The 25,905-nt window shown below is 45.4% G+C and carries 26 protein-coding genes; 13 read left to right on the top strand and 13 right to left on the bottom strand.

Annotation, left to right across the window (positions count from 1 at the left end; translation table 11 throughout):
* The first annotated feature begins 8 nt into the window (after positions 1 to 8).
* A complete protein-coding gene (locus QUA02_RS07310; protein ID WP_333026366.1) occupies positions 9 to 1,007 on the top strand; it encodes a glycosyltransferase family 2 protein in 999 nt (332 codons plus the stop codon).
* Between the two features lie 200 nt (positions 1,008 to 1,207).
* Here the strand turns inward: QUA02_RS07310 and QUA02_RS07305 are convergent, their stop codons facing one another.
* The 6 genes from QUA02_RS07305 to QUA02_RS07280 all read right to left on the bottom strand — a co-directional run bounded on the left by QUA02_RS07305 (position 1,208) and on the right by QUA02_RS07280 (position 7,116).
* On the bottom strand, positions 1,208 to 3,880 hold the full coding sequence (locus QUA02_RS07305) for a two-partner secretion domain-containing protein (RefSeq protein ID WP_333026365.1): 2,673 nt from the start codon (positions 3,878 to 3,880) through the stop codon (positions 1,208 to 1,210).
* A 188-nt stretch (positions 3,881 to 4,068) separates the two neighbouring features.
* Positions 4,069 to 4,641: a Uma2 family endonuclease gene (locus QUA02_RS07300; protein ID WP_333026393.1), complete on the bottom strand. Its 573-nt coding sequence runs from the start codon at positions 4,639 to 4,641 to the stop codon at positions 4,069 to 4,071.
* A gap of 8 nt (positions 4,642 to 4,649) precedes the next feature.
* The gene (locus QUA02_RS07295) at positions 4,650 to 4,979 is read right to left on the bottom strand and encodes a HesB/IscA family protein (RefSeq protein ID WP_333026363.1); all 330 of its coding nucleotides are present in this window, start codon (positions 4,977 to 4,979) and stop codon (positions 4,650 to 4,652) included.
* A 111-nt stretch (positions 4,980 to 5,090) separates the two neighbouring features.
* Positions 5,091 to 5,510, bottom strand: a complete 420-nt coding sequence (locus tag QUA02_RS07290; RefSeq protein ID WP_333026362.1) for a phosphomannose isomerase type II C-terminal cupin domain — start codon at positions 5,508 to 5,510, stop codon at positions 5,091 to 5,093.
* A 277-nt stretch (positions 5,511 to 5,787) separates the two neighbouring features.
* Positions 5,788 to 6,768: a Fic family protein gene (locus tag QUA02_RS07285; protein ID WP_333026360.1), complete on the bottom strand. Its 981-nt coding sequence runs from the start codon at positions 6,766 to 6,768 to the stop codon at positions 5,788 to 5,790.
* Between the two features lie 135 nt (positions 6,769 to 6,903).
* Positions 6,904 to 7,116 (bottom strand): DUF433 domain-containing protein, encoded by a 213-nt coding sequence (locus QUA02_RS07280; RefSeq protein ID WP_333026359.1) that lies wholly within the window; start codon positions 7,114 to 7,116, stop codon positions 6,904 to 6,906.
* 198 nt (positions 7,117 to 7,314) lie between these two features.
* Here QUA02_RS07280 and gltB point away from each other — a divergent pair, with 198 nt between their 5' ends.
* Positions 7,315 to 11,901 (top strand): glutamate synthase large subunit, encoded by a 4,587-nt coding sequence (gene gltB / locus QUA02_RS07275; RefSeq protein WP_333026357.1) that lies wholly within the window; start codon positions 7,315 to 7,317, stop codon positions 11,899 to 11,901.
* Between the two features lie 104 nt (positions 11,902 to 12,005).
* On the top strand, positions 12,006 to 12,539 hold the full coding sequence (locus QUA02_RS07270; RefSeq protein ID WP_333026356.1) for an NUDIX hydrolase: 534 nt from the start codon (positions 12,006 to 12,008) through the stop codon (positions 12,537 to 12,539).
* 74 nt (positions 12,540 to 12,613) lie between these two features.
* Here the strand turns inward: QUA02_RS07270 and QUA02_RS07265 are convergent, their stop codons facing one another.
* The 5 genes from QUA02_RS07265 to QUA02_RS07245 form a co-directional block, all read right to left on the bottom strand.
* Complete coding sequence (locus QUA02_RS07265) at positions 12,614 to 13,111, bottom strand: hypothetical protein (RefSeq protein WP_333026355.1); 498 nt, start codon at positions 13,109 to 13,111, stop codon at positions 12,614 to 12,616.
* A 37-nt stretch (positions 13,112 to 13,148) separates the two neighbouring features.
* A complete protein-coding gene (locus QUA02_RS07260) occupies positions 13,149 to 17,156 on the bottom strand; it encodes a P-loop domain-containing protein (RefSeq protein WP_333026354.1) in 4,008 nt (1,335 codons plus the stop codon).
* Positions 17,157 to 17,161: 5 nt separating this feature from the next.
* Positions 17,162 to 17,887, bottom strand: a complete 726-nt coding sequence (locus QUA02_RS07255; RefSeq protein ID WP_333026352.1) for a toll/interleukin-1 receptor domain-containing protein — start codon at positions 17,885 to 17,887, stop codon at positions 17,162 to 17,164.
* A 254-nt stretch (positions 17,888 to 18,141) separates the two neighbouring features.
* Entirely contained in the window at positions 18,142 to 18,273 is a 132-nt protein-coding gene (locus QUA02_RS07250; protein WP_333026350.1) for a hypothetical protein, read from the bottom strand.
* Positions 18,257 to 18,400, bottom strand: a complete 144-nt coding sequence (locus QUA02_RS07245; RefSeq protein ID WP_333026349.1) for a hypothetical protein — start codon at positions 18,398 to 18,400, stop codon at positions 18,257 to 18,259. The genes QUA02_RS07250 and QUA02_RS07245 overlap by 17 nt, the downstream gene beginning before the upstream one ends.
* Before the next feature lie 88 nt (positions 18,401 to 18,488).
* On the opposite strand from QUA02_RS07245, the gene QUA02_RS33585 reads away from it, so the two are divergent.
* The 7 genes from QUA02_RS33585 (at position 18,489) to QUA02_RS07210 (ending at position 20,567) form a co-directional block, all read left to right on the top strand.
* Positions 18,489 to 18,659, top strand: a complete 171-nt coding sequence (locus QUA02_RS33585; protein WP_445305151.1) for an element excision factor XisI family protein — start codon at positions 18,489 to 18,491, stop codon at positions 18,657 to 18,659.
* Positions 18,610 to 18,858, top strand: coding sequence for a DUF4926 domain-containing protein (locus tag QUA02_RS07235; RefSeq protein ID WP_333026347.1), 249 nt, complete (start codon positions 18,610 to 18,612; stop codon positions 18,856 to 18,858). Before QUA02_RS33585 ends, QUA02_RS07235 begins: the two co-directional genes overlap by 50 nt.
* A gap of 17 nt (positions 18,859 to 18,875) precedes the next feature.
* The gene (locus tag QUA02_RS07230) at positions 18,876 to 19,220 is read left to right on the top strand and encodes a XisI protein (protein ID WP_333026345.1); all 345 of its coding nucleotides are present in this window, start codon (positions 18,876 to 18,878) and stop codon (positions 19,218 to 19,220) included.
* Positions 19,221 to 19,314: 94 nt separating this feature from the next.
* The gene (locus tag QUA02_RS07225; protein ID WP_333026344.1) at positions 19,315 to 19,599 is read left to right on the top strand and encodes a hypothetical protein; all 285 of its coding nucleotides are present in this window, start codon (positions 19,315 to 19,317) and stop codon (positions 19,597 to 19,599) included.
* Positions 19,589 to 19,963 (top strand): type II toxin-antitoxin system RelE family toxin, encoded by a 375-nt coding sequence (locus tag QUA02_RS07220; protein WP_333026343.1) that lies wholly within the window; start codon positions 19,589 to 19,591, stop codon positions 19,961 to 19,963. Before QUA02_RS07225 ends, QUA02_RS07220 begins: the two co-directional genes overlap by 11 nt.
* Complete coding sequence (locus QUA02_RS07215; RefSeq protein WP_333026341.1) at positions 19,960 to 20,208, top strand: DUF4926 domain-containing protein; 249 nt, start codon at positions 19,960 to 19,962, stop codon at positions 20,206 to 20,208. The genes QUA02_RS07220 and QUA02_RS07215 overlap by 4 nt, the downstream gene beginning before the upstream one ends.
* A 17-nt stretch (positions 20,209 to 20,225) precedes the next feature.
* Positions 20,226 to 20,567, top strand: coding sequence for a XisI protein (locus QUA02_RS07210; RefSeq protein WP_333026339.1), 342 nt, complete (start codon positions 20,226 to 20,228; stop codon positions 20,565 to 20,567).
* A gap of 25 nt (positions 20,568 to 20,592) precedes the next feature.
* On the opposite strand, the gene QUA02_RS07205 is transcribed toward QUA02_RS07210, so the two are convergent.
* Positions 20,593 to 21,363: a class II glutamine amidotransferase gene (locus tag QUA02_RS07205; protein WP_333026338.1), complete on the bottom strand. Its 771-nt coding sequence runs from the start codon at positions 21,361 to 21,363 to the stop codon at positions 20,593 to 20,595.
* Between the two features lie 541 nt (positions 21,364 to 21,904).
* Here QUA02_RS07205 and QUA02_RS07200 point away from each other — a divergent pair.
* The 3 genes from QUA02_RS07200 (at position 21,905) to QUA02_RS07190 (ending at position 24,839) form a co-directional block, all read left to right on the top strand.
* Positions 21,905 to 22,120 (top strand): ATP-binding protein, encoded by a 216-nt coding sequence (locus tag QUA02_RS07200; protein ID WP_333026336.1) that lies wholly within the window; start codon positions 21,905 to 21,907, stop codon positions 22,118 to 22,120.
* 78 nt (positions 22,121 to 22,198) lie between these two features.
* Complete coding sequence (locus tag QUA02_RS07195; RefSeq protein ID WP_333026334.1) at positions 22,199 to 24,118, top strand: iron uptake porin; 1,920 nt, start codon at positions 22,199 to 22,201, stop codon at positions 24,116 to 24,118.
* Between the two features lie 391 nt (positions 24,119 to 24,509).
* The gene (locus QUA02_RS07190) at positions 24,510 to 24,839 is read left to right on the top strand and encodes a hypothetical protein (protein WP_333026333.1); all 330 of its coding nucleotides are present in this window, start codon (positions 24,510 to 24,512) and stop codon (positions 24,837 to 24,839) included.
* 156 nt (positions 24,840 to 24,995) lie between these two features.
* On the opposite strand, the gene QUA02_RS07185 is transcribed toward QUA02_RS07190, so the two are convergent.
* On the bottom strand, positions 24,996 to 25,886 hold the full coding sequence (locus QUA02_RS07185; RefSeq protein ID WP_333026331.1) for a thermonuclease family protein: 891 nt from the start codon (positions 25,884 to 25,886) through the stop codon (positions 24,996 to 24,998).
* Between the last annotated feature and the right edge of the window lie 19 nt (positions 25,887 to 25,905).

Below are 25,905 nucleotides of genomic sequence, written 5' to 3'. Positions count from 1 at the left end.
AATTAATTATGAGTGATGTTATGAGCGATCGCACCCCGCAGGTAAGCGTAGTAATTCCGGCTTACAACTGCGCGGATTACGTCGGCCAAGCCGTAGATAGCGTTCTCCACCAAACCTATACTGACTGGGAAATTATTGTCATAGACGACGGTTCCAAAGATGATACGAGATTAGTTTTAGAGAAATACGGCGATCGAATTCGCTACATTTACCAACAAAATCAAGGAGTTTCGATTGCCCGAAATCGCGGCATCGAGCTAGCGCGAGGAGAATTCATCGCCTTTCTCGATGCTGACGACTACTTTTTCCCAGACAAAATAGCAGCACAAATGGCTGTATTTGCAGCGCAACCAAATCTAGGAATAGTCCACAGCGGCTGGCGTTTAGTCAACAGTAAAGGCGAACCGCTAAAAGATGTCAAACTATGGCAAAACATCCCTAAATTAGACTTAGAAATGTGGCTCAGGTGGAAACCAGTATTACCCAGTGCGATGGTATTTCGCCGCCATTGGTTAGAGCGCGCCGGCGGATTTGACCCGAGATTTCCCCCAGCCGAAGATACAGATTTAGTGCTGCGTTTAGCCTTAATGGGATGCGAAGCAGATTGGCTGCGGCAAGTAACAGTTTGCTACCGCCAGCACGAACAAAGCGCCATGTACAAAGGTTTACCGCAGGCTAAATCCCTCGCCGCAGTCATGGACAATTTTTTTGCCCGCCCCGAATTGCCGGATAAAATACGTTTGTTGGAAAAACAAATCAAGTACAGTACCTTAGTTTGGATTGCTTGGTATTTGTACCGCACCGGTCATTCTGTTGAGATGGTAGAGTTTTTGCAGCGTTCTTGGAATTATACGCCTTATTTGCCTGTGGAAACAGTAATTAATTGGACGGAATGTTTCGCCGAGTTTTCGCAGAATGCGGGAAATGAATTGGATGCAGATTTATTAGCTCAATCTCCCGAGTGGCAGCAGTTAATGCAGTGGGTAATTCTGGGTACGCCAGTTTAAAGATAGGACTAATATTGAAAAAGCAACGGAGGACACGGCAATGCCGTTTCCCTACCCCAAAATAATCATGAGCGATGGCTGGGAACCCCGCAAGCTACGCGAGAGATGTAACTATCGCCCGATTAATTGTAGGGAAACGGCACTGCCGTTTCCTGACTGTGGGTAATGTTAAATCTGATGGCAACTTAAAGAGAAGACTCTCAATTGCAAATAGGCGCTCCCCCTGGGCTGTAAGGCACAACTACCGCCGAATTCGCCACTAATTCCACCTCACCTTTAGCATTAACGATCCAGCCTTGAGCCTCAACCAACGGCTCAGCGGCATCAAAATTATCCTCGCCGCTGCTGCTGACTCGATCGCTGGGAATCGGCGGCAAACCGCCGCGCCCGGTAATCACAAACCGACTTGCTCTTTGGCCGCTACTTTGACAGCCTCGCGCCGGCTGCGGCGGAACTCCGGGAATTTCTGGCTGATTTAATCCTTGTACGGGGTCAATATCGGGAGTTCTGAGTTCGACATTGCCGTCAATTCCTAATTCTGAACTAGCGTCGATATCGCTGTCCAAAGAGCGAAAAATACCTTGTGTATTAATGATAATATTTCCGCCCCGACCTCGGATCGCATTGGCGCGGATGTCGCTATTTTCTAAAGCAGCTACAGTCCCAGCTTCGATATTAATATTGCCGCCTGTAGCAGTGCCAGAAGCATTAGTAGTAATTTGACTGTTGCGGCGCAGTTGCAAATTTCCTGTTTGCAAGGTAATATTGCCAAAATTTCCGGCTTGAGTTGTGGCTTTAATTGCTCCGCTATCTAAACGAATTGAGTCGGCCGCAATTCTCAAGTTTCCCGCAGCTCCTTGACCGTCAGCACTGACAGTAATTTCGGCGCTATCTCGGACAATTAACTGCCCGGTTCTAACGTTTAAATTGCCGCCCGCACCTGTGGAATCTTTCCCGGTACTGGCAAATAGTCCGCTAGCAGCACCTTCATTGTTACCGACGATGTTTGTATTGAATAGCGAGGCTCGATCGCTAAAATTGCGATCGCTACCTGAGAGAATAATTTTGTCAGCAGCATTGACTGTCAAATTACCAGCTTGACCGCTGCTGCGAGTTGTGGCGATCGCCTGTCCGCCCCCAGTAGCCTCAAAAATATTAGCATTAATCGTGATGTTTCCCCCATCATATTCGTTCTGGGTTTGGGAGTTAACAACCGCTCCATTTGAGACTCGAAAAAAATTAGTATTAACCGTAATATCCCCACCTCGACCCCCCGCCCCTGGCTCTGTTGGAGCTAGCAAAGCGCTGGACGATCGATCTGGACCGACCCCATCAACTGTCACGAAATCAGCAGCATTCACTGCGATATTTCCAGCTCGCCCCTGCCCTTCTGTTCTGGTAACAATAACACCACCATTTGCAATTGATAGCGATCGAGTAAAAAGGTTAATGTTGCCCCCCGTACCAACCCCTGTTCTTTTGACGCTACTATACAAGCCAGAGGATTGTTGGACTTGCAGCACTTCGCCAGATGGTAGAGTAAGTTGATATAATGGCCCCACTCCTTCCAAAACAGTATCATTCCTGACGTAAATCGCGATATTGCCAGCATTGCCCTTTCCTTCAGTGCTAGCTGTAATCACACCACCGTTTGTGAGTGAGAGGGAACCTGTCGCGATCTGAATATTGCCTGCATTACCCACTGCTCGATAATCTTCGACTCTGCTGTAGACGCCGCTGAAGTTCTCGCCATTCCCACCGTCAAAGGAGCTGGCATTGCGAATGCGAATGTTAACATTGCCAGCATTTCCGTCTCCAAACGTGCTGGCTTTTACTATAGATCCATTAGTTAAAGAAAGCGATTCGGCTGCGATATTAATATTACCCCCGTCACCAACACCTTCGCCTCTGACTAGATTGTATGTACCGCTCGGTATATCAATATTATCGACTCCATCAAAGGAGACAGCCCCCGCCACATTAATATCAATATTCCCCGCCAAGGCGTCAGGCGCGCCCAATCCTTCCGCTATTCCCGCCCGCAGTTTACTTCCTTCTGTCATGTTCAAGTTACGAGCATTGACAGCAATACTCCCGCCGCCTCCAGCGCGTACATTCACGTCAGCGCCGTTTGTGAGAGATACATCGGTTCTGGCTACCTGCGCTGGAAAAGTCAAACTCACATTGTTACCGAAGGCGTTCAGCCCTACAGTTTCCCCGCCAGCAACGGCTGCGAGTTCGACTCGGCCGCCCGGTGCCAGGATTTTTCCGCCGTCCAATCTCACATCGCCGCCCGCAAGTATCAAACTATTGCCCGATCGCACTTGCAGTCCATCAGTCGATCGATTTACTATAGTTCCGGGCTGTTGTCCGTACTGCAATCCCAGAGGAACGTTAACTATTAGCAAAGGCGTATTTTGTGAAACATTAACGCCGAATTCCCTGCCATTTCCAAACTGTACAGCACTCGCCGTAGTCGCCACAAACGAACCGCCAATATTTAATGAAGCGTTCGGCCCAAAAATAATCCCATTCGGATTGAGCAAAAATAGATTTGCAGTACCGTTAGCTTTGATTGCACCATCAATATTAGAAATCGAGCCGCCCGTAACGCGGCTGAAAATATTTTGAATGTCTGTGGAATTGTTAAAAAACGCCGTTTCCCCGGTCAGCAGCGAAAATTCTCGAAAACTGTGAAATAGATTGTCGCCCGATCGCGTTCCGCCCTGTATAAAGTTATTACTGTCGTTGACAATTACGGTGGTATTGACTGGGAGACTCGCATCTGGGACAATTTCAGCGGTGCTGGGGGCGATCGCGTTAAAGCTACAAAATATTATACCGAGCCCTAATTTCCCTGTTTTTAGTTTCATTAATTAAATAATTTTTAATTCTTGATTAATGCTGGATTATATCATTGGGCGGGTTAATTGTAGATAGCCATTTGGGCAAGATTTGTCAATGAGGTTTTTTTAAGGAACCGCAGAGAACGCAGAGAACACAGAGGAAGAGAAGAGATGCTTTTCGCCTTTCTGGCAATGTGAAACCTGCCTAAACTTTATTATGCTTGAGTTTGAGTTTCTGCTTCTGTAAAAATTGGCGGCCACAGTTCGGAAATTGGCAATTCCCAACCAGGGAAAAGTTCGGGTACTGTCAAAATATCTTCATTCCCCAACACAATCGGTTCACCTTCGGGACGATAAACTGTAACAGTTTCTTCATCCGGGTCAATCAAAATTCCTACTTGTGCTCCGAGTTCTATAAAATTCTGAATCTTTTTTTCTAGCGGTTTAATGCGATCGCTCTGTGATTTAATTTCTACTACCAAGTCTGGGACTAATTCTCCGAAATAACGCGGACTTTGCCTGAGACGTGCGGCCCGCACAAAAGAAACATCAGGTGCTGTGAGGTTAGCATCAGGTAAAATAAAGCCACCTGCGGAGTCAAAAATTCTTCCCAAGCGACGGGGATTCACCCAAACGAAGAGAAAGGCACTCAAGCGAATGCCTATTTCGCTAGATACAATATCTGACGGCCCCACAATGATAATCTTCCCGCTTTCTAGTTCAACTTGATAGTCTTGACCGGCTTCTTTGAAGGTTTTTTGGACTTTTTCTAAGTCTTTGAGTGTCATCATATTGATTATTCCTTGGCCCAAAAGGAGTTGCCGCAGCTACAGCTTTGAGCGGCATTGGGATTGTGAAATCGGAAACCTCCGCCCATCAAGTCTTCTGAATAATCCAAGGTGAGCTCATTGAGATATTTTAAGTGCTGGGGGTCGATCGCAACTTCAATTCCCTCGGACTCGCATACAGCGTCTTCTGGGGCAGGCGCATCGTCAAATGCCATTGTATAAGACAAACCCGAGCAGCCGCTCGATTCCACGCCCAGACGAAATAAAGCATTGGGGTTCGGATGCTTCGACTTGAGGCGCGTTACTTCTGTTGCTGCTGTTTTGCTCAGATGAATCATTATTTGTAATTTGTAATTTGTAATTGGAATGTAGGGTGCGCAATGCGCACCTTACCCGGAGAATGTAGGGTGCAGCCGTGCACCTTACCGCTATATCTTTAGCAACTTGAGTTACTTAGCCTTTTCATTACGAGCATAATCGTCTTGAAAGCGGATAATATCATCTTCTCCGAGATATTCGCCATTCTGCACTTCAATTAAAATCAGGGGGATAACTCCCGGATTTTCCAGGCGGTGAGAAGTGCACTGAGGAACGTAGGTAGACTGATTGGTAAATAAAACTTGTTCAGTTTCACCGCAAGTAACTTTAGCTGTACCGCAAACTACGATCCAGTGTTCGCTGCGGTGGTGGTGCATTTGCAGGCTGAGGCGGTGTCCTGGCTTAACTTCTATCCGCTTAATTTTATATCCCGGCCCTTCTTCAAGAGTTGTAAAAGAACCCCACGGGCGCAATTCTGTAGCGGCTATTCCGTTGAGTGCAGCAGATGCGAGCAGAGTAGATACTTGAGAAATTTCTTGAATCTGAACCATGATTTTAACTCCTTGAGGATTGCTTGTTGAAGCCTTTGGAAAACGACGTTGGGTTTGGGTATTAGCTAATTTATCCTTAAAACCGAAGTCCGATCGCGCGAACCGTTTAGCGGACTGTAGATTTTTGCACTTTTGTCTGCTTTGCCCGATCGACCCATCTTGACCACCATAGCAAAATCATCACAGCCGTTGTCAACCGGTATTCGCGATCGCCCAAATCTACATCAAATCTTCATCTACGGTCGCTGGTTCTTTAAATATTGATTAAAGGTGAATTTTAATCCAGCTCTTGAGACTGCTGCTGCAAAACTGCTAGCATCTCTTGATAGAAAGGCAGGCCTTGACCCAGGCTATCGCTGGCGGTTGCTAGGATTTGCAAGGTTTCGATCAGCGAGTATCGGGCCGCATCTACAATAATATCGAGGAGTGGATGAATCCCAGAACCATGCTGCTGTGCTTCTGCGATCGCATCGATGCAGGCAGCACGCACCTGGTTAGAGATAATGACAATGGGATATCCAGCCCGCAACAGCAGGAGATTCATCAATAACCGCCCGGTGCGTCCGTTACCATCGCGAAACGGATGAATCAAAACAAAGCGAAGATGTGCTTCGGCTGCAAACTCTAGCGGATGTAACGATTTGATTCGATCGCTGTTTAGCCATTGGATAAATTCCGGCATCAAACCCGAAAGCAAATAATGAGGCGGATAGAGGTATTCGGTACCGGCGGCTTTGACATCTAACTGCCGATAGCGTCCAGTTTCCTCCGGGGCGATCGCCCTGATAATTAAGTTGTGAATTTGTTTAATTTCCCATTCACCGATCTCGGCGTCCGATCGCGTTAGCGTTTCAATGTAGTCGATCGCATCTCGATGTCCGATGACTTCTAGGTGTTCGCGCAAAGTTTTGCCACCGACAGTGATGCCGGTTTCTAGGACTAATTCGGTTTCGCGCTGCGTTAAGGTGTTTCCCTCCAGCGCATTAGAATGATAGGTGAACCGAACGTCGTAGAGTTTTTTCAATTCTGCAACCAGGGTGGGAGAAAGCGGCCGAAAGCTATCTAACCAGGCTTTGAGTCGATCGACTTTTTGCAATTTTTCTGAAAAATTCATCGCTGTTGAGAAGGCAAAATGTTGATGGAGGATGTCACCCAGACGCTGAGGATACAGTCGGACTAACAGTGCGATAAACTCATTTCTCAATAACAGGCAAGATGCCTGTGAAGCGAAGAGTAAATTTTCTTGTGGGGTGGGCATCTTGCCCGCCTTTGAAAGGCTTATTAACAATGGTGCAAGATGTGAGTTGGTATCGGAATTACTCATCTCTCTTCTCTTCCTCTGCGCTCTCTGCGGCCTCTGCGGTTGAATAATTCAAAAGATATAACTTCTCCTCTAGTGGCCAACAAGCTGTTTTTCTACTTGTTCCAGCAACGCGATAACTTGCTCTTTAGTTACACTAGGAAATCCATCTAAAAAATCATCAATTGATTCTCCTGCTTTCAGATAGTCCATAAGTGTTTGGATCGGAACTCTAGTACAAGCAAAGACTGGAGTGCCACCCATAATTTCAGGAGATACGCTAATAATTAGATATTTTTTCAGCATAAATATTTAGACCTTCGGATTTCATAGTTAACTTATCGGTTATAACTATTTTTTCACGATCGATCGCACCAGCTTTGATTTTTTCGCGCATCTACCCAATGCAGTAAATCTATATATAATACATGATACTAGAGCGATCGGCTTCCCGCCTTCTACTCTAGATCAAAATCTTTTCACCACTTTGAGAGAGAAATCAAAATGAACAGCAACGGACTGCCACAAAAGCAAGGCCTGTACGATCCGCAGTTCGAGCACGACGCTTGCGGAGTCGGATTCATCGTACACATGAAAGGTAACAAATCCCACGAAATTGTCGAGCAGGCACTGACAATCCTGCTGAACCTCGACCACCGGGGCGCGTGCGGCTGCGAACCCAACACCGGAGACGGGGCGGGGATTTTGATGCAAGTGCCCCACAAGTTTCTCAAGAAAGTAACGGCGGGCCTAAACATCGAACTTCCCGAAGCCGGCGAGTACGGCGTTGGCGCGATTTACTCGTCGCCAAATCGAACTGAACGGGAAAACGGTCAACGCATTTTTGAGGAAATCGCGGCAGAAGAAGGCCAGGAAGTGCTCGGCTGGCGCGATGTTCCCACGGACAACTCGTCCCTCGGCGACACCGCCAAATCTAGCGAACCCTTCATGCAGCAAGTGTTCCTCCGGCGCGCCGCCGGTCTCGACGAGGCCGCCTTCGAGCGGAAACTGTACGTCATCCGCAAGCGCGCTCACAATGCCATCCGCAGGACGGAAGTAGATCCCTACTGGTACAATTCCACTCTCTCGTGCCGGACGATCGTCTACAAGGGTATGTTAATGCCGGTGCAAGTCGGCGATTACTATCGGGACCTGCACGACCCCGACATGGAAAGCGCTTTAGCCCTGGTTCACTCGCGCTTCAGCACCAATACTTTTCCGAGCTGGGAACGATCGCACCCTTACCGCTACATCGCCCACAACGGCGAAATTAACACGATGCGCGGCAACATTAACTGGATGCACGCGCGGCAATCCCTGTTCGAGTCGGAGTTATTCGGAGACGATTTGAAGAAAATCCCGAATTTAATCAACATAGAAGGTAGCGACTCGACGATTTTTGACAATGCTTTGGAATTGCTGAATTTGGCCGGGCGTTCTTTGCCGCACGCCATGATGATGATGATTCCCGAACCTTGGACAGCCCACGAGTCCATGAGTGACGAGAAAAAGGCTTTCTACGAATACCATTCTTGCTTGATGGAACCTTGGGACGGGCCGGCTTCGATCGCATTTACCGACGGTACATCGATCGGGGCCGTGCTCGATCGCAACGGTTTGCGTCCTTCCCGCTACTGCGTCACCAAAGATGACTTGGTAATTATGGCATCGGAAGCCGGAGTTTTGCCGATCGCCCCAGAACGAATTGTATCAAAAGGTCGCTTGCAACCGGGGCGGATGTTCCTGGTAAATACAGCAGAAGGCCGCATCGTTTCTGACGAAGAAATCAAACATCAAATCGCCTCCGAACATCCATACCGCGAGTGGATTGACAAGCACATGGTCGAGATTGCCAAACTGCCAGATGCGGAGGTATTGGTAGAATCCGACCCCGAAACATTATTGCAGCGGCAAATGGCTTTCGGCTACACCTTTGAAGAACTGCGGTTGCTGTTAGCGCCGATGGCGAAAGATGGCGTGGAAGCTGTCGGCGCGATGGGTGCGGATACGCCGCTGGCGGTGCTTTCCAATCGGCCAAAACTGCTTTACGAATACTTCCAGCAGTTGTTTGCTCAAGTTACCAATCCGCCGATCGATTCTATCCGCGAAGAAATTGTAACTTCTGCCGAAACTACGATCGGCGCTGAACGCAATTTGCTCAAACCAGAACCGGAAAGCTGTCATTTGATTGAACTGAAAACGCCAATTCTCAGCAATGAAGAATTAGCTAAGCTCCAACACGTAAAAGAGGGCAATTTCAAGTCCGTCACCGTGCCGATTTTGTTCGACCCCAAAAGCGGCGTGAAAGGTCTAGAACAAGCCTTAGAAGAGGTTTTTGCAGCAGCAGACAGCGCGATCGCCTCTGGGGTGAATATCATCATTTTGAGCGATCGGGGTATCAGTCCAGACAAAGCCCCAATTCCGGCGCTGCTGGCAGTTGCGGGCCTGCACCACCACTTGATCCGCAAAGGTACGCGCACGCGGGCGGGACTCGTTCTCGAATCCGGCGAACCGCGCGAAGTGCACCACTTTGCGACTTTAATCGGCTACGGCTGCGGCGCGATCAATCCGTATTTGGCCTTCGAGACGATCGCCGATTCGATCCGCGAAGGATTGCTGCTAAATGTCGAGTACAAAACTGCTTGCAAAAACTACATCAAAGCCGCCACTAAAGGCGTGACGAAAGTTGCCTCGAAAATTGGGATTTCGACAATTCAAAGTTATCGCGGCGCGCAGATTTTTGAGGCGATCGGCTTAAACAAATCCGTAGTCGATAAATACTTTGCTTGGACAGCCTCGCGGATTGAAGGTGTAGACCTCGAAGTCATCGCCCAAGAAGCAATTTTACGCCACAATCACGCCTTCCCCGATCGCCCATCCAGCGGACATACTCTCGATGTCGGCGGCGAATATCAGTGGCGGAAAGAAGGCGAGGCGCATTTGTTTAGCCCGCAGACAATTCACGCGCTGCAACAGTCGGTGCGCGAGGGCAGTTACACGCTTTTCAAACAGTATTCTGGGCTGGTAAACGAACAAAACCAACAGCATTTTACCTTGCGCGGTTTGTTGCAATTCAAGCAGCGGGAATCGATCCCCATTGAGGAAGTTGAGCCGATCGAATCTATTCTCAAACGCTTTAAAACTGGGGCGATGAGTTACGGTTCGATTTCCCAAGAAGCCCACGAATCTCTGGCGATCGCGATGAACCGCATTGGTGGCAAATCGAACACCGGTGAAGGCGGGGAAGACTCGGAACGCTACACTTGGACGAACGATCGCGGCGACTCGAAAAACAGCGCGATCAAACAAGTTGCTTCCGGGCGTTTCGGCGTTACCAGCTTGTACCTTTCCCAAGCGCGGGAACTGCAAATCAAGATGGCGCAAGGCGCGAAACCAGGTGAAGGCGGACAGTTGCCCGGTAAAAAAGTATACCCGTGGATTGCGAAGGTGCGAAACTCGACTCCGGGTGTGGGATTGATTTCGCCTCCTCCTCACCACGACATTTATTCGATCGAAGATTTGGCCGAATTGATTCACGACTTGAAAAATTCCAACCGGGAAGCGCGGATTAGCGTGAAACTCGTGTCGGAAGTTGGAGTCGGGACGATCGCGGCCGGGGTTGCAAAAGCCCACGCCGATGTCGTGTTGATTTCCGGCTACGACGGCGGTACCGGCGCTTCGCCGCAGACTTCGATCAAACACGCGGGATTACCTTGGGAATTGGGACTGGCGGAAACTCACCAAACTTTGGTTCTCAACAATCTCCGCAGCCGGATTGTGGTGGAAACTGACGGTCAAATGAAAACTGGTCGCGATGTAGTAATTGCTGCACTGCTTGGCGCTGAGGAATTCGGTTTTGCGACCGCGCCGCTGGTGACATTGGGCTGCATTATGATGCGCGTTTGCCACTTGAACACTTGCCCGGTGGGTGTTGCAACCCAAGACCCGCTGCTGCGGAAAAACTTTACCGGCGACCCGGATCATACGGTAAACTTTATGACTTTCATCGCGCAGGAAGTCCGGGAAATTATGGCGCAGTTGGGCTTCCGCACGCTGAATGAAATGGTTGGCCGGACTGATGTTTTGGAACCTCAGCAAGCTGTGGAACACTGGAAGGCTAAGGGTTTGGATTTCTCGAAAATCCTTTATCAGCCGGAAGTTGGGGCGGATGTCGGGCGCTACTGTCAGATGGCGCAGGATCACGGGTTGGAAAAATCCCTGGACATGACTGTGTTGTTGGATTTGTGCAAAGGTGCGATCGAAAACGGCGAAAAAGTGCACGCAAAACTACCGATTACCAATGTCAACCGCGTTGTCGGCACAATTCTCGGCAACGAAATCACCAAACGCCACTGGGAAGGTTTGCCCGACGATACCGTGCACCTGCACTTCCAAGGTAGCGCTGGGCAAAGCTTTGGCGCATTTGTTCCCAAGGGAGTCACCCTAGAGCTCGAAGGCGAAGCCAACGACTATCTCGGCAAGGGCCTCAGCGGCGGCAAAATCATCCTGTATCCGTCGCCAGATTCTACCTTCGTCGCAGAGGAAAACGTGATTGTCGGTAACGTAGTGCTTTACGGCGCGACTGCTGGTGAGGTTTTCATCCGAGGGATGGCGGGCGAACGTTTTGGGGTGCGTAACTCCGGCGTGAATGCAGTAGTTGAAGGTGTGGGCGATCACGGTTGCGAGTACATGACTGGCGGCAAAGTTGTAGTTTTGGGCGAAACCGGGCGCAATTTTGCAGCGGGTATGAGTGGCGGTGTTGCTTACATTTTGGATGAAGCGGGGGATTTTGCTACTCGCTGCAATATGTCGATGGTGGATTTGGAAAAATTGGAGGATGTTGAGGAAATTAGCGATTTGCGGCAGATGCTTCAAACTCACGTTGATTTGACTGGAAGTGCGAAGGCATCGAAGGTTCTGGCTGCGTGGGATGAGATGGTGCCGGTGTTTGTGAAGGTGATGCCGAGGGATTACAAGCGGGTGTTGCAGGCTATTGAAAGGGCGATCGCATCGGGTTTAAGCGGTGATGATGCGCTGACGGCTGCGTTTGAAGAAAACGTTCGCGATGTCGCTCGGATTGGCGGCAGCTAGGGTTGAGGATGAGGAATGGGTAATTGCTGTTACCAACGGCCAATTACCTATTCCTCGTTATTTATCGATTATCAACTATTTTAGCTAAGTTTGGAATCAGTAAAATGAGCTATGAAAAAAATATTTTTACGACCAACTGGATTACTGTCAAGGAAACTGCCAGGGGATTTCATTACTTGGAAAGAAAAGGAAAAGACTCAGTGGCTATATTCTTAGTGAGAAAAAGCAATGTTGCTAGAAGAGAAATAGAATATGAAGTCCTGATTAGACAGCAGCCTCTGTGTATAGATAGCTCCGATATAAATGAAGAACTTCAGCTCTATCCTTGCCCCATTACTGGGGGGATAGAGACGGGCGAGTCACCAGAGAAAGCAGCAATCAGAGAGGTAGATGAAGAATCTGGGTTTTCAGTTCAGGTTGTGCCGTTAGGTAAATATATTGTTGGCACTCAAACGAACGAAATTTGCTATATGTACTATGCTGATGTCAGCGATATACAACCCCATAATGCACAGCAAGATGGTTCTTACTTTGAAGCCATCAGTAAAAATGAATGGCATCCTTTTGACTATTTGAGTAAATGCGATTATTCAGCTTGCCAGATCGGATATTTTAAGCTCAAAAACATTCTTTTTTAAAAATATGTGCAGTGTGAGTCTGTACGAAAGAAGGATTTACAACACAGATGATAAATTTCAAGAAATAGAAAAAATTATTTTTTTACTCCTACAATTTGGGCCAAGGCTTTAACATATTCATCTAATTCTTCACTAAGTAATCGCAATTCTTGACGCAACTGAGGTTCCTGTGACCAGTTTTTTTCATGTTCTTTAGGGCTAGTAGTGGGAGGACACTGTGCCTCCCATGCCTGTAGTAAAGGATGCCACTTAGATAGAAATGGACGCAAACCTTGATTGAGTACAGCAATAGCAATTCCGCCAACAGAGTTATAGGATATGCCTACATCAGGGCCGGCTTCTCTGAGGATTTGACGTGTAATCTCAAACATTTTGTAGAGCGAATTTAGAGCTTCCCGCAACAGTCCTTGGTCGGATTGAAGCGATTCTACAGTAATGCGAGTTACCAGTTCCACATAAAGCGCCCATGCTGCTTTTCGTTCCGTTACATCGGCTTCCCATTCTGCACCACCAATGCCGAAAGGAAGGTTGACAGATACTTTTTTTAATTTGGCTGGGTCTTGTTTTGGCATTGGTTTATTCCTTTTATATATTTACTATTTTATCGATTTAATTCAAGATAATTTTTTTTACTTTCTCAGCGACCCATTCTGCTTTTTTAGGATACAGCCTCGCTAGAAGAGTACACATTTTATAGGCAGTATCGGAGGAGTAAGCACAGGGAATTAACAGCTTTTTGAAGTTATCTTTGTCTTGAATTTGGTCAAGGATAGTAGCAATGTTACACAATAGTTGATGACGGTTAGTTAAATTTTTCTCTGCTGTACGAAATGCCTGTTCCACTTGTCCTGCCATTGCCTGTATGTAAGCAATCAGCTCAATTGCTTGAAGTTGCTTGTATTCATCTGTAATTTTTTCTTGGGCTTTAATAGCAGCATTAAGTGTATTCAATATCTCTTCTTGGTCTCCTTTATTCCATTGCAATTCAGCAATATCATAGAGTGTTCTTACTTGTTCCAATGTATCCTCAATTTTGTTAACATTTTCCAGGGCAAGAGTAATCTCTCCTGCCTCTGCTTGGTCTGCTGCTATTCTTGATAGAAGTGAGTCTGGATTTGTCCTGATTGCTTGGGTTGTCTGCTCTTCGACTATCTCAAGGGCTTCAGAAAAAATAGCTAATGCTACTTCTCTATCTCCAAGTGCCATTTGAGCCACTGCTATGGAACTTAGAGTTGTCGCTAAATGGTCAAACCCCCGACTAAAAGAACTGAAAGCATCTTCATAAATAGTCGCGAGGGCTGTCTTTAATATTTCCTGTTGTTTTGCATCTGGGTGTACCTGTGCTAGTGTTTTAAGTACCTGGGCTTTAAAACCAATAATTTTAATTTTTTGTACTGTCTCTAAAGCACCATTAAACTCTCTTGCTCTTGCCTGTGCTCTACCTATTGTTGCAAACAGTTTAACAACAGACACCTTAACAGAATTGGGAGAATTTTGCTTTTCAACCGTTTGTATAATCTCAATCGCCTCAGTGAAGATATCTTGTGCATTATTTCTTTGACCTGCTTTAGTGTATACTTGTCCTAAGAATGCTAGAATATTTAATCTGTCTTTCAAATTATGAATTTGACTGGAAATTTTATAGACATCATTAGCATAATCTATACCTTGCTCGTTGTGATGATTTTCTATAAGCAAATCTGCCAAATTTATTAAAGCCAAAGCTTGTTGATATGAAAGCTCAGAACCAAAGGAAATTTTGATTCCCATTGCCAATGTAGATCGAGCTTCTTGGACTAGGCCAGCTTGTAGCTGTACTGTAGCGATCGACTGTAGAAGTTCAACCTTTTTGACTTGATCGAATAGTTGATTAGCAATCTCGATCGCTTTACTAAAGTTTTTAGCATGAGCGTATGCTTCGGCTATTCCTACCGCAGCATCCTCTTGTGTACTTTGTTCTTGAAGGTCACTGCTAGTTTTAAGTGCTTCCTCCAATTGTCCTGCTGCAAACTGTTCTTGCACGGTTTTCAACAGTGCTGAGTCTCGATCTTCTTGAATTTTTTCAAATATTTCAGCCGGATCTTGCGGTTGATTAAAAGGTTGAAGACTTGCAAGTTCTTTAATAGTCTCATTCGCCTCTGCCAATCGACCCATTTGTCGCTGCTTGCTGGCTATGGTATTAAGAATACGATCAAAGGAGTTTTTGTCCTCATTATTTCTGGCTAATTGTTTCGCTTGACTCAGTGAAGTTATTGCCTGTTCTTTATCCCCAATATTTGCTTGTACCTCGGCAAGAGATATCCAGGAAGCTGCGGATGCACCTTGCATATCAATACGTTGCAGCGTTTCGCGGACATCCAAAAATAATCCTACATCTGCCTGTAAATTTGCTATCGCAATCAAGATCCTCCTTCGAGTTTTTGCCTTTAAATTTTTAGCAGTTTCAATAGCTTCGGCAAAGGTGGCTCTTGCCTCCTCCCTCTGTCCCGATTCCATTTGCGCTTTAGCTATATCACCTATCCCCCGTAACCAAATCCAACTTGGAAGGATTTTCCTGGTAATCTCAAGAGATTTTGCCAAGATAACTTTGGTTTCTTGACTATTTCCTTTTTCTATTTGCGCTTTTAATATATTTTGCAAGGGATACCACTGCTTAAGTTCTAAAAGAATTCCTTCCGCAATTTTCAGCGCCGTTTGAAATCTTTCGCGATAGATGAGAATTTGGCAAAGTCGGTAGCGAGTCATATATTGAAAAAGCCTCTGCTGCAAAGCAATACAGGCTTCCTCATTTACTTCAAAAATATGGGCTAGAAGATAAGCAGCATAATCACCTTGCCAATGGGTGGCGGTCCCTATTTGAAAACGTGGCAAATTCTGCTGCTGCAATCTATCCAAAGTCTCCCGTGCTTGCTCTAATTTGCCCTCATCATTCAACTCCCACGTCAGCAGCAGATACCACAGGATGCAGCGTTCAATTTCCCATCCATCCGCTAGTCTCCATGCTCTTTCTAACCTACGAGATCGTAGCCCCTCTAGTGGTGATTCTGGCGAATCTACAAGCCGTGCGTGTAATAGCAAAAACTCGGCTATTATCTCTGCCTTGTCTTCCTCAGCAGCACCCAGCAAAGCAGTTTGCACAGTTTTCAAAGATAGATCGGGTTCATCAAGTAATTGTTGCAATTGGGCAGATGCAAACTCTTCATCCCGTGCGAGTTTATACAACTCTTCCCAGCGCTTCGCTTTTCTCAGGTGTTCAGCATAATGCCGCAACACATAATCACTATGGTTTTCCTGCCATTTAGCACAGTATTCGATTAACTTGCCTTCAGCCGAGGAAGCCTGATGCCCTAGCACACCGCAAAACTCTTGGGCTAGTAATGGGTGAGCAAAGCTGTAGATACGTGCTTGAATACTGAACCACCGTGTTGCCTGCCAGGGTAAATCTGCCAAATCCCATACAGTCAGACTGGTTAAATGCTGAATATCATGCTCTGATAGCGCTCCCAGTGCTACTGACAGTAAGGCGAACAATTCCTGCACTTCCGGTTGCCGCTTTATCTCCTTTATTTTTGCCAGTTGCCGAAACTGTTCTTTCACATAATCTTTGAAGCCTCCTGGACTATCTTTAAGTACCGCTTGCACATCCTGACGTTTTATTGCCGCCTGTCTCAAATCATCAAGGAGATAACGTAGGTAGAGCGGCAATCCATCCGTTGTCTTACGCAGTCTGGTGACAAAATCCTCATCTTGCGAATAAGTAGCTAACTCGCTGATTTGCTCTAGCCACTTAGCAATTGCCTCACAAGGTAGCCGTTTAAGGGGCAATCTCTGCTGGGCATTATCTGTCCAATTACGCAGGTATTCGGGCTTCTCCCCTTTCTCGGCTCGTGCTGAAGCAATGACAAATACACCAGCAGATAGACAGGTAAAAAACGGCTCAAAAGTTTTGTCTGCTTCATCTAACCCGTCTAAAACTATCACTAGGCGTTTGCCATCTTCCGAAACAGGTTCGCGCAGCATCCCCACAAGAATATCCCGCATCCTATACTCATCATTCGGGTACTGCCCGTTCCTGATTTTGTAATAATAATAAAGTTGCTTCAGCAAATGGCGATAGGCTTCAGAAACCGATCGCGTCTTCTCGTAACGGTAGCTAAAACAGTGATAGGCAATAAAAAAATCATCCTGTCGCGTCTTTTGCCAGTGAGATAATAGAGCTGATTTCCCAAAGCCAGCAGCAGCCGTTACCAACAACACGCCACTAGAATTGTTTGTCAAAAATTCATCGAGTTTATGCTTTTCTTCTTCGCGTCCCTCAAATGGCTGCTGGGTGTAATCGCTGACAATTTGCCTTACTTGAGCTTCAATCTCATATCCGATATATTGCTCGCCAACGATTGAGATTGCGGGTTCAGCAAGTATTTCTTCTAGGCGAACGAGTCCATCATGCTCTTGCTCGATCCTTTTGATGACCGCGATAGCTCTACGGCTTTGCTCTGCACAAGGGCTGGGAATAATCGAAGGATCGATATCTAGATGAAACAGCACTTCCTCAAATTGAGCGGGACTAAGACCCTTGAGACGCTCCAGTAGCTCTATCTTTTTTCGATTAGCCATTCACATTATCCCTTTAAATGTGGAGCAACTTGATAAATAGCATCTAGCAATCCTGAAAGAGACCCTCCTTCTTTTTGACTGGCAAATTTAATAACATCTTTAGCCTTTTGCACTTGTGCCACATTCGTTGGTAGTTGAGATTCGTCTATATGATAGCGGAAAATAACTTCGTCAAACTGCGATGTTAAGAGGCTTTTGAGCAGATTAAAAGCTAGTATTCTCGGCGCAACACCGGAGTCAAATTGTCCTTCAGGTAATGGAGAAACAGGTGTAGCCGTAGTCTCACCCTTGAGAGGTGGCTTGCCAGACTCACCCCGAATACCTCTGACAAGTTGTTGAAAACCATCCTCATAGTTTTGGTCATTTATGCTTACGTGTAAAAAAGATTGGAGAAAAAATGGCTTTTCACAGGCTTTATAAAGGACAGGTATCAAGCGGCGGTTGGGGGTACGCGACTCTTTTTTAGCGGCTACTTCCTCGTTTACTTGTGCAGTCAACCATGCGTCCTTCTCGTAGCTAACCCACTGAGAGTTGACGCTTTCCGGTGACAGTACCAGGATAAGAATGCCTGAACTAGAAAGACCTTCTTCAAGTTTCTCAGGTATTCTGTCACCAGGGCGAATTTCCCATTTGTCTAACCAAGCATCAATTCCTTCGCGCGTGCGTAAATCTGTTGCCAGACGCTCGACAAATGGTTTATCTACACTGCTATGACTTATAAAGGCTTTCATACTTTTATTTGTTGCAGTATGCAATATCATTGTTCCGAAATTAACAACAGTTTCAAATTAGGGCCTCCCCGATATATTCCCGTTGATATCTCCCCAATAAATCCCTCAAATCCTTTATCTACGCGCTGAAAAATTTCCTATAAAATGGTTGAATCTACTCTTTACAATCGACATTGACACTTTGATTATAATTAGGGCTTACTGAAAAAGCAAGAAAACAGCTTTTAGAAAGACGGGTAGTGCCATTTCGGAACTCATGCTGCTGTCTGTAAGTGTGTATAAGCATGAGCTTTGGCTAAACGCACCCAATGTTCTAGGAGCAAGTATCGATCGAGTTCGACTTTTTCCGATCGCTCGATCATACCATATTTATGGCAGGAGTTCATTTTGGTAGGGGATGGTTTCTGTGGCGGTGAGTTCACCAAGTGCGCGATCGAGTGCTTCCGGGAGACGATCGCCCAATTGTTGTAGTTTTTCGCCGAGGTGATCGGGGACTTCTAGGATAATTTGCATTCTTCGGTAATATGAGGAGAGGAATTACTTAGATTGTAACAAACGGGCGATCGATTAATATCTTAAGTAGGATTGCCCAACGGATTTAATAAAAGCAGGGGTTCCCAAGGAAGATATCGTGTTGGCATTTCACGAGCCGGAAGTGCGGCAATACACAGATTTCGCAGTTGCTTCCTACCACATTTATGGAAAAATTAGCAGAGAACGCTATGAAGTACGAACTTTATTCAGATGTTATCTTACTAGACGATCGCCCTGACGAAGGACTCTATGCCGGTGATATCGGTACAGTGGTAGAACAACATGACGTTGAGGGACTAGAAACAGGTTATAGCGTTGAGTTCTTCGATCTGTTGGGAAACACTGTAGCAGTTGCCACGCTACCTGGAAGTTATTTGCGATCGCCCACAAGTGCAGATAGACCTACCGTTAGACTGGTTAATAGTTTTGCTGCGTAAGTAGAGGCAATTGTGCAATGGATAAACTAACTGAGTATCCCAAACTAATCAAGCGGATTTTAACCGAGTATATAGAATTGTGCCGCCATCCTCAACCAGACATCGAAACAGTCTTAATTACCGATGAACAAAACGGTCATTATATGTGGTGGATGAATCTTGGCTGGCAAAAGGGAGAACGCATGACCGGTATGACTGTCTATGTTCGGATTCGGGATCGCAAATTCTGGATCGAGGAAGACTGGACAGAAGATGGAATTGCAACGGATTTGGTGCGCGCAGGAGTTCCCAAGGAAGATATTGTCTTGGCATTTCACGAGCCGGGAATGCGGCAATACACAGATTTTGCAGTAGTTTCCTAGCAGTTTATGAAACTTTGAATTGCTGTTGAGCCACCCGTTTGATATAATGTTGTTACTAGATTGTAGAATAGCAATCAAAAAAAAAGGGATAATTATGACCGTCGAACAAGCCATTTTGGAAAATGTGAAGGTCTTATCACTAGATCAGCAACAAGAAGTCTTAGCCTTCATCAAATTCTTGCAGTCCGATAAATGGGAAGATATCTATAAAGGACGCTTCAAAGAACTGCAACAAAAAATTCGTCAAGACACTGATATCGATCCCGATGATGACCCCACTGAAACTGTCCTCGAAGGGCTTCAGCAAGGCTTCCATGAGGCAATTACCGGACAAACTCTCCCCTTGTCTCAACTGTGGGATGGCATCGATGACAATTGAGCGACAACCGATCCAAATTGAACTCACCCCCCGATTTCAACGAGACTTGCGAACTTTAGGCAAACGCTATCGCAACATTCGCAACGACATTCAGCCTGTAATCGAACAACTTCAAGCGGGGGAACTTCCGGGCGATCGCATTCCGGGAATGGAGTACGAAATTTTTAAAGTTAGAATTAAGAACAGCGACATTCAAAAAGGCAAAAGCGCGGGCTACCGTGCTATTTATTACCTCAAAACTAGCGATTCGATCGTTTTGGTGACTATCTATTCTAAATCAGACCTATCAGACATCGCGGCCGAAACAGTTCGAGAAATTCTAGCCCAATATGAGCAACAATTTCCCGAATCAGAAGAATTATGAACTATCAACTTTATTCTGATGTCATTTTACTGTGCAACATTCCAGAAGAAGGACTTTATGCCGGCGATATCGGTACGGTTGTAGAACAGCATCACGTTGAAGGACTAGAAACAGGTTATAGCGTTGAGTTCTTCGATCTGTTGGGAAACACTGTAGCAGTTGCGACGCTACCTGGAAGTTATTTGCGATCGCCCACAAGTGCCGACAGACCTACAGTTAGACTTGTTAATAGTTTTGCTGCGTAAGTAGAGGAAATTGTACAATGGATAAACTAATCGAGTATCCCAAATTAATCAAACGTATTTTGACCGAGTATATAGAATTGTGCCGCCATCCTCAACAAGACATCGAGACATTCTTGATTACCGACGAACAAAAGGGTCATTACATCTGGATGAATCTTGGCTGGCAAAAGGGCGATCGCATTACCGGTATCACTGTTTACGTTCGGATTCGCGATCGCAAATTTTGGATCGAGGAAGACTGGACAGAAGATGGGATTGCAACGGATTTGGTGCGTGCAGGGGTTCCCAAGGAAGATATTGTGTTAGCATTTCACGAGCCGGGAATGCGGCAATACACAGATTTTGCCGCCGCTTCGTAGCGGTCATTTAACTTAACTCCAGCGGTTAAAAATTGACCGGGCAACCATCCTGAAATACCAGCAATTCTCCCGGGTGAATTTGCGTCCAAACTTCGTTATCAGTCAGCGGAAAAGTGGCAATAACGGCCACGCGATCGTCCTCCTTTGTCAGTTCCCGGAAATCGACTGTCACATCTTCGTCGATCGAGTGCGCGCTAGCAAAAGGTGCTTGTCGCACAATATAATGCAGATTAGTAGAACAGTGTGCGAACAAGTGTTCTCCATCAGAAAGTAAATAGTTAAAAATTCCTTTATCTGCCAAAGTTGTAGTAATTTCGTTCAGTACCGGGTAAATATCCGTCACACTAGGCTTGTTTCGAGGGAAACTTTTTCGCAGCTTTTCTAATATCAAACAAAAAGCTTTTTCGCTGTCAGTTTTGCCAACAGGTTTGTAAACTCCGGCACATTCTGGATTAAAATTTTCGAGATTTCCATTGTGAGCGAACACCCAATAGCGCCCCCAAAGTTCCCGAATAAAAGGGTGGCAGTTTTCCAGAGCAATTTCGCCTTGGGTAGCTTTGCGGATGTGAGCAATGACGTTAGTTGAATGAATGGGATAGCGACGCACTACTTCAGCAACCGGAGAAGCAATCGCAGGTTTAGAGTCTATAAAAAGGCGGCATCCCAAACCTTCAAAGAAAGCAATTCCCCAACCGTCTTGATGAACGTCTGTTCTGCCACCTCTTGCAGAAAAACCCTCAAAAGAGAAGCAAATATCTGTTGGAACATTGCAGTTCATTCCCAGTAATTGGCACATAGCTTTTAAATCTCTGGAGTTTGAATGGATGTCGCAGCTATTGGCAGCTACAGATTTGCGATGAGAGTATTATAGTATTAACGGGTTAAAATAAGTTAAATATACTTAATATTTTTGTTTTGTCAACCGTAATGATACAGAACTTAAAAAAATTGGCGATCGCTAAAAAAATTGATCGCGTTTCCCTCCTAACGATGTTAAGCGATAACTCGCTCGGCACTTTTTCCAGTGCGGACAGCTAGTATAAAGTGTTAGCCGATATCCGGGAAGGAATTGATAGCACTTTGATGATTTTGCAGCACCGTTTGAAGACCAATAATAACCGTTCGGCTATTCAACTTATCAAAAATTATGGCTAGATTAGTTTGTTTAAATGCTATTAGAACTGAATCCGGTGTTTATGACTGGTACTAAAAAAGGCGCTCGATGATTGATAAAAAGCTAAGCAAAGGTGTATTTTTGCATCGATTACATCCGCACCCAACATCATTACTATTACTACACTATTACTACTTAGTTATATGAGCAAGAGCGAGATATTTTGATTAAAATCAAAGACAATGACACAGGAGTGTCTGAGGAAATAATATCGCAGATTTTTGACTCTTCATTCACTACAAAATCTGTTGGGAAAGGAACGGGAACCGGATTGTCAATCAGCCGTCACATAGTGGAAGAAACCGAGGGCGACAGTTTGACTTGTTCGTCGGTTTTGGGAGAAGGAACGGAATTTACGATCGCCCTTCATCTAGAATAGTGCGTGAAGGGTAGCTATCCCGTAGTAAATCGCCTTTTTTCTCACTTTTTTGGACAAATCTTAACAAAGTATAATAAAATGAAAAATCACAAGTGCGATCGACAAATTTGGAAAATCCTTAGCAGCTTAATAGTAGGATTCGGATTGCAGGCATTATTCAGCATTTCAGCCTTAGCAGAAACGACCGATCCTGAAACAACAGCAAATAGTGCAAATTCCGAAGATCCAGTTAATGAATGGTATCAATTACCCGCACCGACAAATAATCTACCGGATAATTTCGATCGTAATCCCGATCGCAAATTAGTCGAAAATGCTCACAATGTAGATGTAACTTCACCGATAAACCCCACATCGGAGCCGCCCCTACCTATGGCGAGTGAGATAGAAACTCACATATCCGAAGCCAGCGAAACGCAGCCCGCAGAAATACCTCCGTTAATTGAAGAAAATAAATTAGCAAATCCCCCATTAATTTACCCTACTGAAAACTCAATAGAACAAGTTACATCTGTTTCCCAACTCAGCGACGTACAGCCCACAGACTGGGCATTTCAAGCACTGCAATCCTTAGTAGAAAGATACGGCTGCATAGCTGGATACCCCGACGGAACCTATCGCGGAAACCGCGCCCTCACCCGCTATGAATTTGCAGCCGGAGTCAATGCTTGTTTAGATAAAATCCGCGAGTCGATCGCCAAACAAACCCAAAACCAAGTCAACCGAAATGACTTGATAAAAGTGCAAAAATTGCAAGAAGAATTTGCAGCCGAAATTGCCACCCTGCGAGGTCGAACCGACCTTCTAGAAGCGCGAGCTACCGAACTAGAAGCCAATCAATTTTCAACAACAACTAAGCTATCGGGATTCACCGTTTTTGGAATACAAGGGCGCACACCCAACCGTGCAGACCGCGCTCCCAGAGACGGCAAAAGAGATACCAAAGACCCCGGTACAAATGTCAACATTATCAACCTAAATCAATTCTACTTAACCACTCAATTTAGTCCTCGCAGTAACTTATTAATCGGTTTTTACAACCAGAACGGAGGTACTTCACCACAATTAACCGAAGACGTAAACCTTGCTTATAATTTAGCCGAAACTTCTGGATTAACTCTCAGCGACCTCAACTACCGCTTTCTGGTCGGCGACAAATTGGCAGTGTTTGCAGGGACAGCAGGAGTTAACCTGGTTACCGGTTTTCGAGGGCCGAATCGGGCTGAAAGTGCAGCTTCCGGCCCCCTTTCTGCCTTCGCCCAAAGAAACCCAATTTTGAACACTGGTTTGGGTTTAGGCGGCATCGGCATTGACTGGCAATTTGCGAATCGAGCCAGTTTGCAAGCAGTTTATTCTACTAACATTCCCGGATTTTTTGTCAGCTCTAACGGGTCTAAAGGACACAATACATTGGGGGTACAACTAACTCTGACACCAGCCGATCCAGTTGATGTTACTGTGTATTATGTTAACGATTATTCGCCTAACGGTAATCTGATTAATTTGGCGGGCGATGGCCAATTAACTGCTATAAATCCTAGCACAAATAAGTCAGCATCTCTGCAAACCAATGCAGTGGGAGCCAGTTTAAATTGGCGCCTTTCATCGCGAGTTTCTGTGGGAGGTTGGGCTGGTTATACTAATTCTCGCATTCCGGGTAAATCTGGTACAGTAGCAACTACAAATTATATGGTTTTTGTAAATTTTCCCGATTTGTTTAAATCAGGAAGTTTAGGAGGAATTTATATCGGGCAACCGCCTAAAATTGTCAGCAGCAATTTACCTACAGGCAATAACGTTCCTGATTTTTTAGATACGGGTTTAGGGCGATCGGGCGGGCAACCCGGAACGACTACTCATGTAGAGGTATTTTACCGCTGGCAGGTGAATGATAATATCAGCGTCACCCCTGGATTGATCTTGATTTTTCAACCCGGTCACACTCCCGATAGCGACCCGATCTCAGTTGGTGTACTGAGAACTTCATTTTCTTTTTAAGAGTCTAATGCTGTGAGGGCGGGTTTAGTAGATCGATCGCGAATTGCAAACAATTTTGGTGAACCCGCCCGGAACAGCCCACAAGAAAATTTAATTTTGTCAAAGAGGCATCCTGCCTGTTAAGCGAGAAATATGTTCTTCGGTCAGCAGGCAGTGATTAAAACCCCAGCGGGATTTCCTAAGATTTTTTCTCAGTAAAAACCCGCTATCTTTACTGCAACTTTACATTTAGTAGTAATTTCCCCGTTTTTATCTTTTTTTCCTACATACAAATACCTAATTATTAAGTTTAAAAAAATACGCATAAACACGCTTGAAACATAAGTTTTCCTAACTTAATCTATTATCAGGAGCATTACTAATAGTTCTTTAAGTTTAGGTTTAGATAAATATGATTAAATCAACGGGCTATCTTGGGTTTCTGGGCTGTGCTGTAATTTCTGCTATGACTGCCTATCCGTGTCAGGCACAAACGACTGTCAAATCCCGGATCAATGTAACTGAAACACAGGATATCACAAGTACCGAGTCAGCAGATGTTGCTAAAACTCCTGCGAGCGATCTGGGGAAAAATCCTAACATTTCTAAATCTTTTACCGTCTCAGAATTGAATAGCACACCTTCTAGCTCTAGTCCTCCTATAACAACTCCTCAAAATCAATCTGCACGCACAAATCCATTAGGATGTCGATTTTTTGATACTCCTTCAATGCAGCAATAAATGTTCCTGCATCTCTTGATAAATAGAATATCGTGGCTAAATAGAGGGCGATAGCTTCCTAGCATCATCCTCTATTTTTTTGTGTTTTGCGATCGTACTTCCGAAGAACATTAGAAACCGTAAAAAAGATGGATGAAATAAAGTGTGGTTTAAATATTATCGGGGAAAATCCGAAAGTTGTTTGATATCTCTCAAAACAATTTGAGGCTTCCCTTTGTACTGTTCTACCTTCCCGCTAATATAAACGTAGCCGCGTCCTTGACCAGCATAACGCTTGTCAATCAGCCGCTTTAAAGGTGCCATCGTCTCAGTTTGAGCATCCGGTATCCACAAATCTAATTTATGATAAACCGAACCAGCATAAATCAGAGCGCTCCCGGCGATCCATTTATTAATTCCCGCTTGCAAATCGCAGAAAATAGTAATAGATTTAGCTCTCTCAGAAGCCGCTAAGATTTTCGGGTAGTGCAATCTCAAAGAAAGCGCTCCTGTCGTTGCTTCGGCCAACCGAAACTCTTCAACAATTGAGCCTCGCATCGACCACCAAGGCAGTAAATTAGCATAGTTGCGAGAGGGAACTTTGGCATTGGTAATCGGATTCCAAATCATCAGATTGTAAGCTTTTGCCGCCGATTCTGCCTCAGTCATTTGTCGGTGATACAATCGGGAGCGCCCGTATTTTACAAAGTAGGGACTCCAACCTTCTGCAATCAGTTTTAGATTGTAATTTTCTCCATCTTTATGTACGTAACACAGGAGACGCCCGTAGTTGTCGCGGTGTTTTTGTAGAGCAACTTCAACTGAATCGTCTGTATCAAATTCTAGGTCAATTTGAGCAAGTTTACCATCTGCTGTCGCGAAGTATTTTTTAGCCATTTCCGAAGCTGCTTTGCCCGCTGCAGTTACAGGTTTGGAGCCTCCCGAATTACTTTCTTCTGTATCGACGCAAATCAGTCGCAGAGACTCGGTTTTGCCGTTGAGAGAAATTTTGATGCTGTCGCCATCAACTACTTTAGTTACTTGCAGGTTCGGAATTCTGGTTGCCATATTGTGAACCCTGTTGCAC

Source organism: Microcoleus pseudofavosus SVA1_A4 (assembly GCF_036700565.1).
GTDB lineage: Bacteria > Cyanobacteriota > Cyanobacteriia > Cyanobacteriales > Microcoleaceae > Microcoleus.
This window is presented reverse-complemented; position numbering and strand designations above follow the sequence as displayed.

What these genes read in the sequence shown, in the direction of transcription:
- QUA02_RS07310 (WP_333026366.1), top strand. Translation starts at nt 9, where the DNA reads ATGAGTGATGTTATGAGCGATCGCACCCCGCAGGTAAGCGTAGTAATT.
- QUA02_RS07305 (WP_333026365.1), bottom strand. Translation starts at nt 3,880, where the DNA reads ATGAAACTAAAAACAGGGAAATTAGGGCTCGGTATAATATTTTGTAGC.
- QUA02_RS07300 (WP_333026393.1), bottom strand. Translation starts at nt 4,641, where the DNA reads ATGACACTCAAAGACTTAGAAAAAGTCCAAAAAACCTTCAAAGAAGCC.
- QUA02_RS07295 (WP_333026363.1), bottom strand. Translation starts at nt 4,979, where the DNA reads ATGATTCATCTGAGCAAAACAGCAGCAACAGAAGTAACGCGCCTCAAG.
- QUA02_RS07290 (WP_333026362.1), bottom strand. Translation starts at nt 5,510, where the DNA reads ATGGTTCAGATTCAAGAAATTTCTCAAGTATCTACTCTGCTCGCATCT.
- QUA02_RS07285 (WP_333026360.1), bottom strand. Translation starts at nt 6,768, where the DNA reads ATGCCCACCCCACAAGAAAATTTACTCTTCGCTTCACAGGCATCTTGC.
- QUA02_RS07280 (WP_333026359.1), bottom strand. Translation starts at nt 7,116, where the DNA reads ATGCTGAAAAAATATCTAATTATTAGCGTATCTCCTGAAATTATGGGT.
- gltB (WP_333026357.1), top strand. Translation starts at nt 7,315, where the DNA reads ATGAACAGCAACGGACTGCCACAAAAGCAAGGCCTGTACGATCCGCAG.
- QUA02_RS07270 (WP_333026356.1), top strand. Translation starts at nt 12,006, where the DNA reads ATGAGCTATGAAAAAAATATTTTTACGACCAACTGGATTACTGTCAAG.
- QUA02_RS07265 (WP_333026355.1), bottom strand. Translation starts at nt 13,111, where the DNA reads ATGCCAAAACAAGACCCAGCCAAATTAAAAAAAGTATCTGTCAACCTT.
- QUA02_RS07260 (WP_333026354.1), bottom strand. Translation starts at nt 17,156, where the DNA reads ATGGCTAATCGAAAAAAGATAGAGCTACTGGAGCGTCTCAAGGGTCTT.
- QUA02_RS07255 (WP_333026352.1), bottom strand. Translation starts at nt 17,887, where the DNA reads ATGAAAGCCTTTATAAGTCATAGCAGTGTAGATAAACCATTTGTCGAG.
- QUA02_RS07250 (WP_333026350.1), bottom strand. Translation starts at nt 18,273, where the DNA reads ATGAACTCCTGCCATAAATATGGTATGATCGAGCGATCGGAAAAAGTC.
- QUA02_RS07245 (WP_333026349.1), bottom strand. Translation starts at nt 18,400, where the DNA reads ATGCAAATTATCCTAGAAGTCCCCGATCACCTCGGCGAAAAACTACAA.
- QUA02_RS07235 (WP_333026347.1), top strand. Translation starts at nt 18,610, where the DNA reads ATGAAGTACGAACTTTATTCAGATGTTATCTTACTAGACGATCGCCCT.
- QUA02_RS07230 (WP_333026345.1), top strand. Translation starts at nt 18,876, where the DNA reads ATGGATAAACTAACTGAGTATCCCAAACTAATCAAGCGGATTTTAACC.
- QUA02_RS07225 (WP_333026344.1), top strand. Translation starts at nt 19,315, where the DNA reads ATGACCGTCGAACAAGCCATTTTGGAAAATGTGAAGGTCTTATCACTA.
- QUA02_RS07220 (WP_333026343.1), top strand. Translation starts at nt 19,589, where the DNA reads ATGACAATTGAGCGACAACCGATCCAAATTGAACTCACCCCCCGATTT.
- QUA02_RS07215 (WP_333026341.1), top strand. Translation starts at nt 19,960, where the DNA reads ATGAACTATCAACTTTATTCTGATGTCATTTTACTGTGCAACATTCCA.
- QUA02_RS07210 (WP_333026339.1), top strand. Translation starts at nt 20,226, where the DNA reads ATGGATAAACTAATCGAGTATCCCAAATTAATCAAACGTATTTTGACC.
- QUA02_RS07205 (WP_333026338.1), bottom strand. Translation starts at nt 21,363, where the DNA reads ATGTGCCAATTACTGGGAATGAACTGCAATGTTCCAACAGATATTTGC.
- QUA02_RS07195 (WP_333026334.1), top strand. Translation starts at nt 22,199, where the DNA reads ATGAAAAATCACAAGTGCGATCGACAAATTTGGAAAATCCTTAGCAGC.
- QUA02_RS07190 (WP_333026333.1), top strand. Translation starts at nt 24,510, where the DNA reads ATGATTAAATCAACGGGCTATCTTGGGTTTCTGGGCTGTGCTGTAATT.
- QUA02_RS07185 (WP_333026331.1), bottom strand. Translation starts at nt 25,886, where the DNA reads ATGGCAACCAGAATTCCGAACCTGCAAGTAACTAAAGTAGTTGATGGC.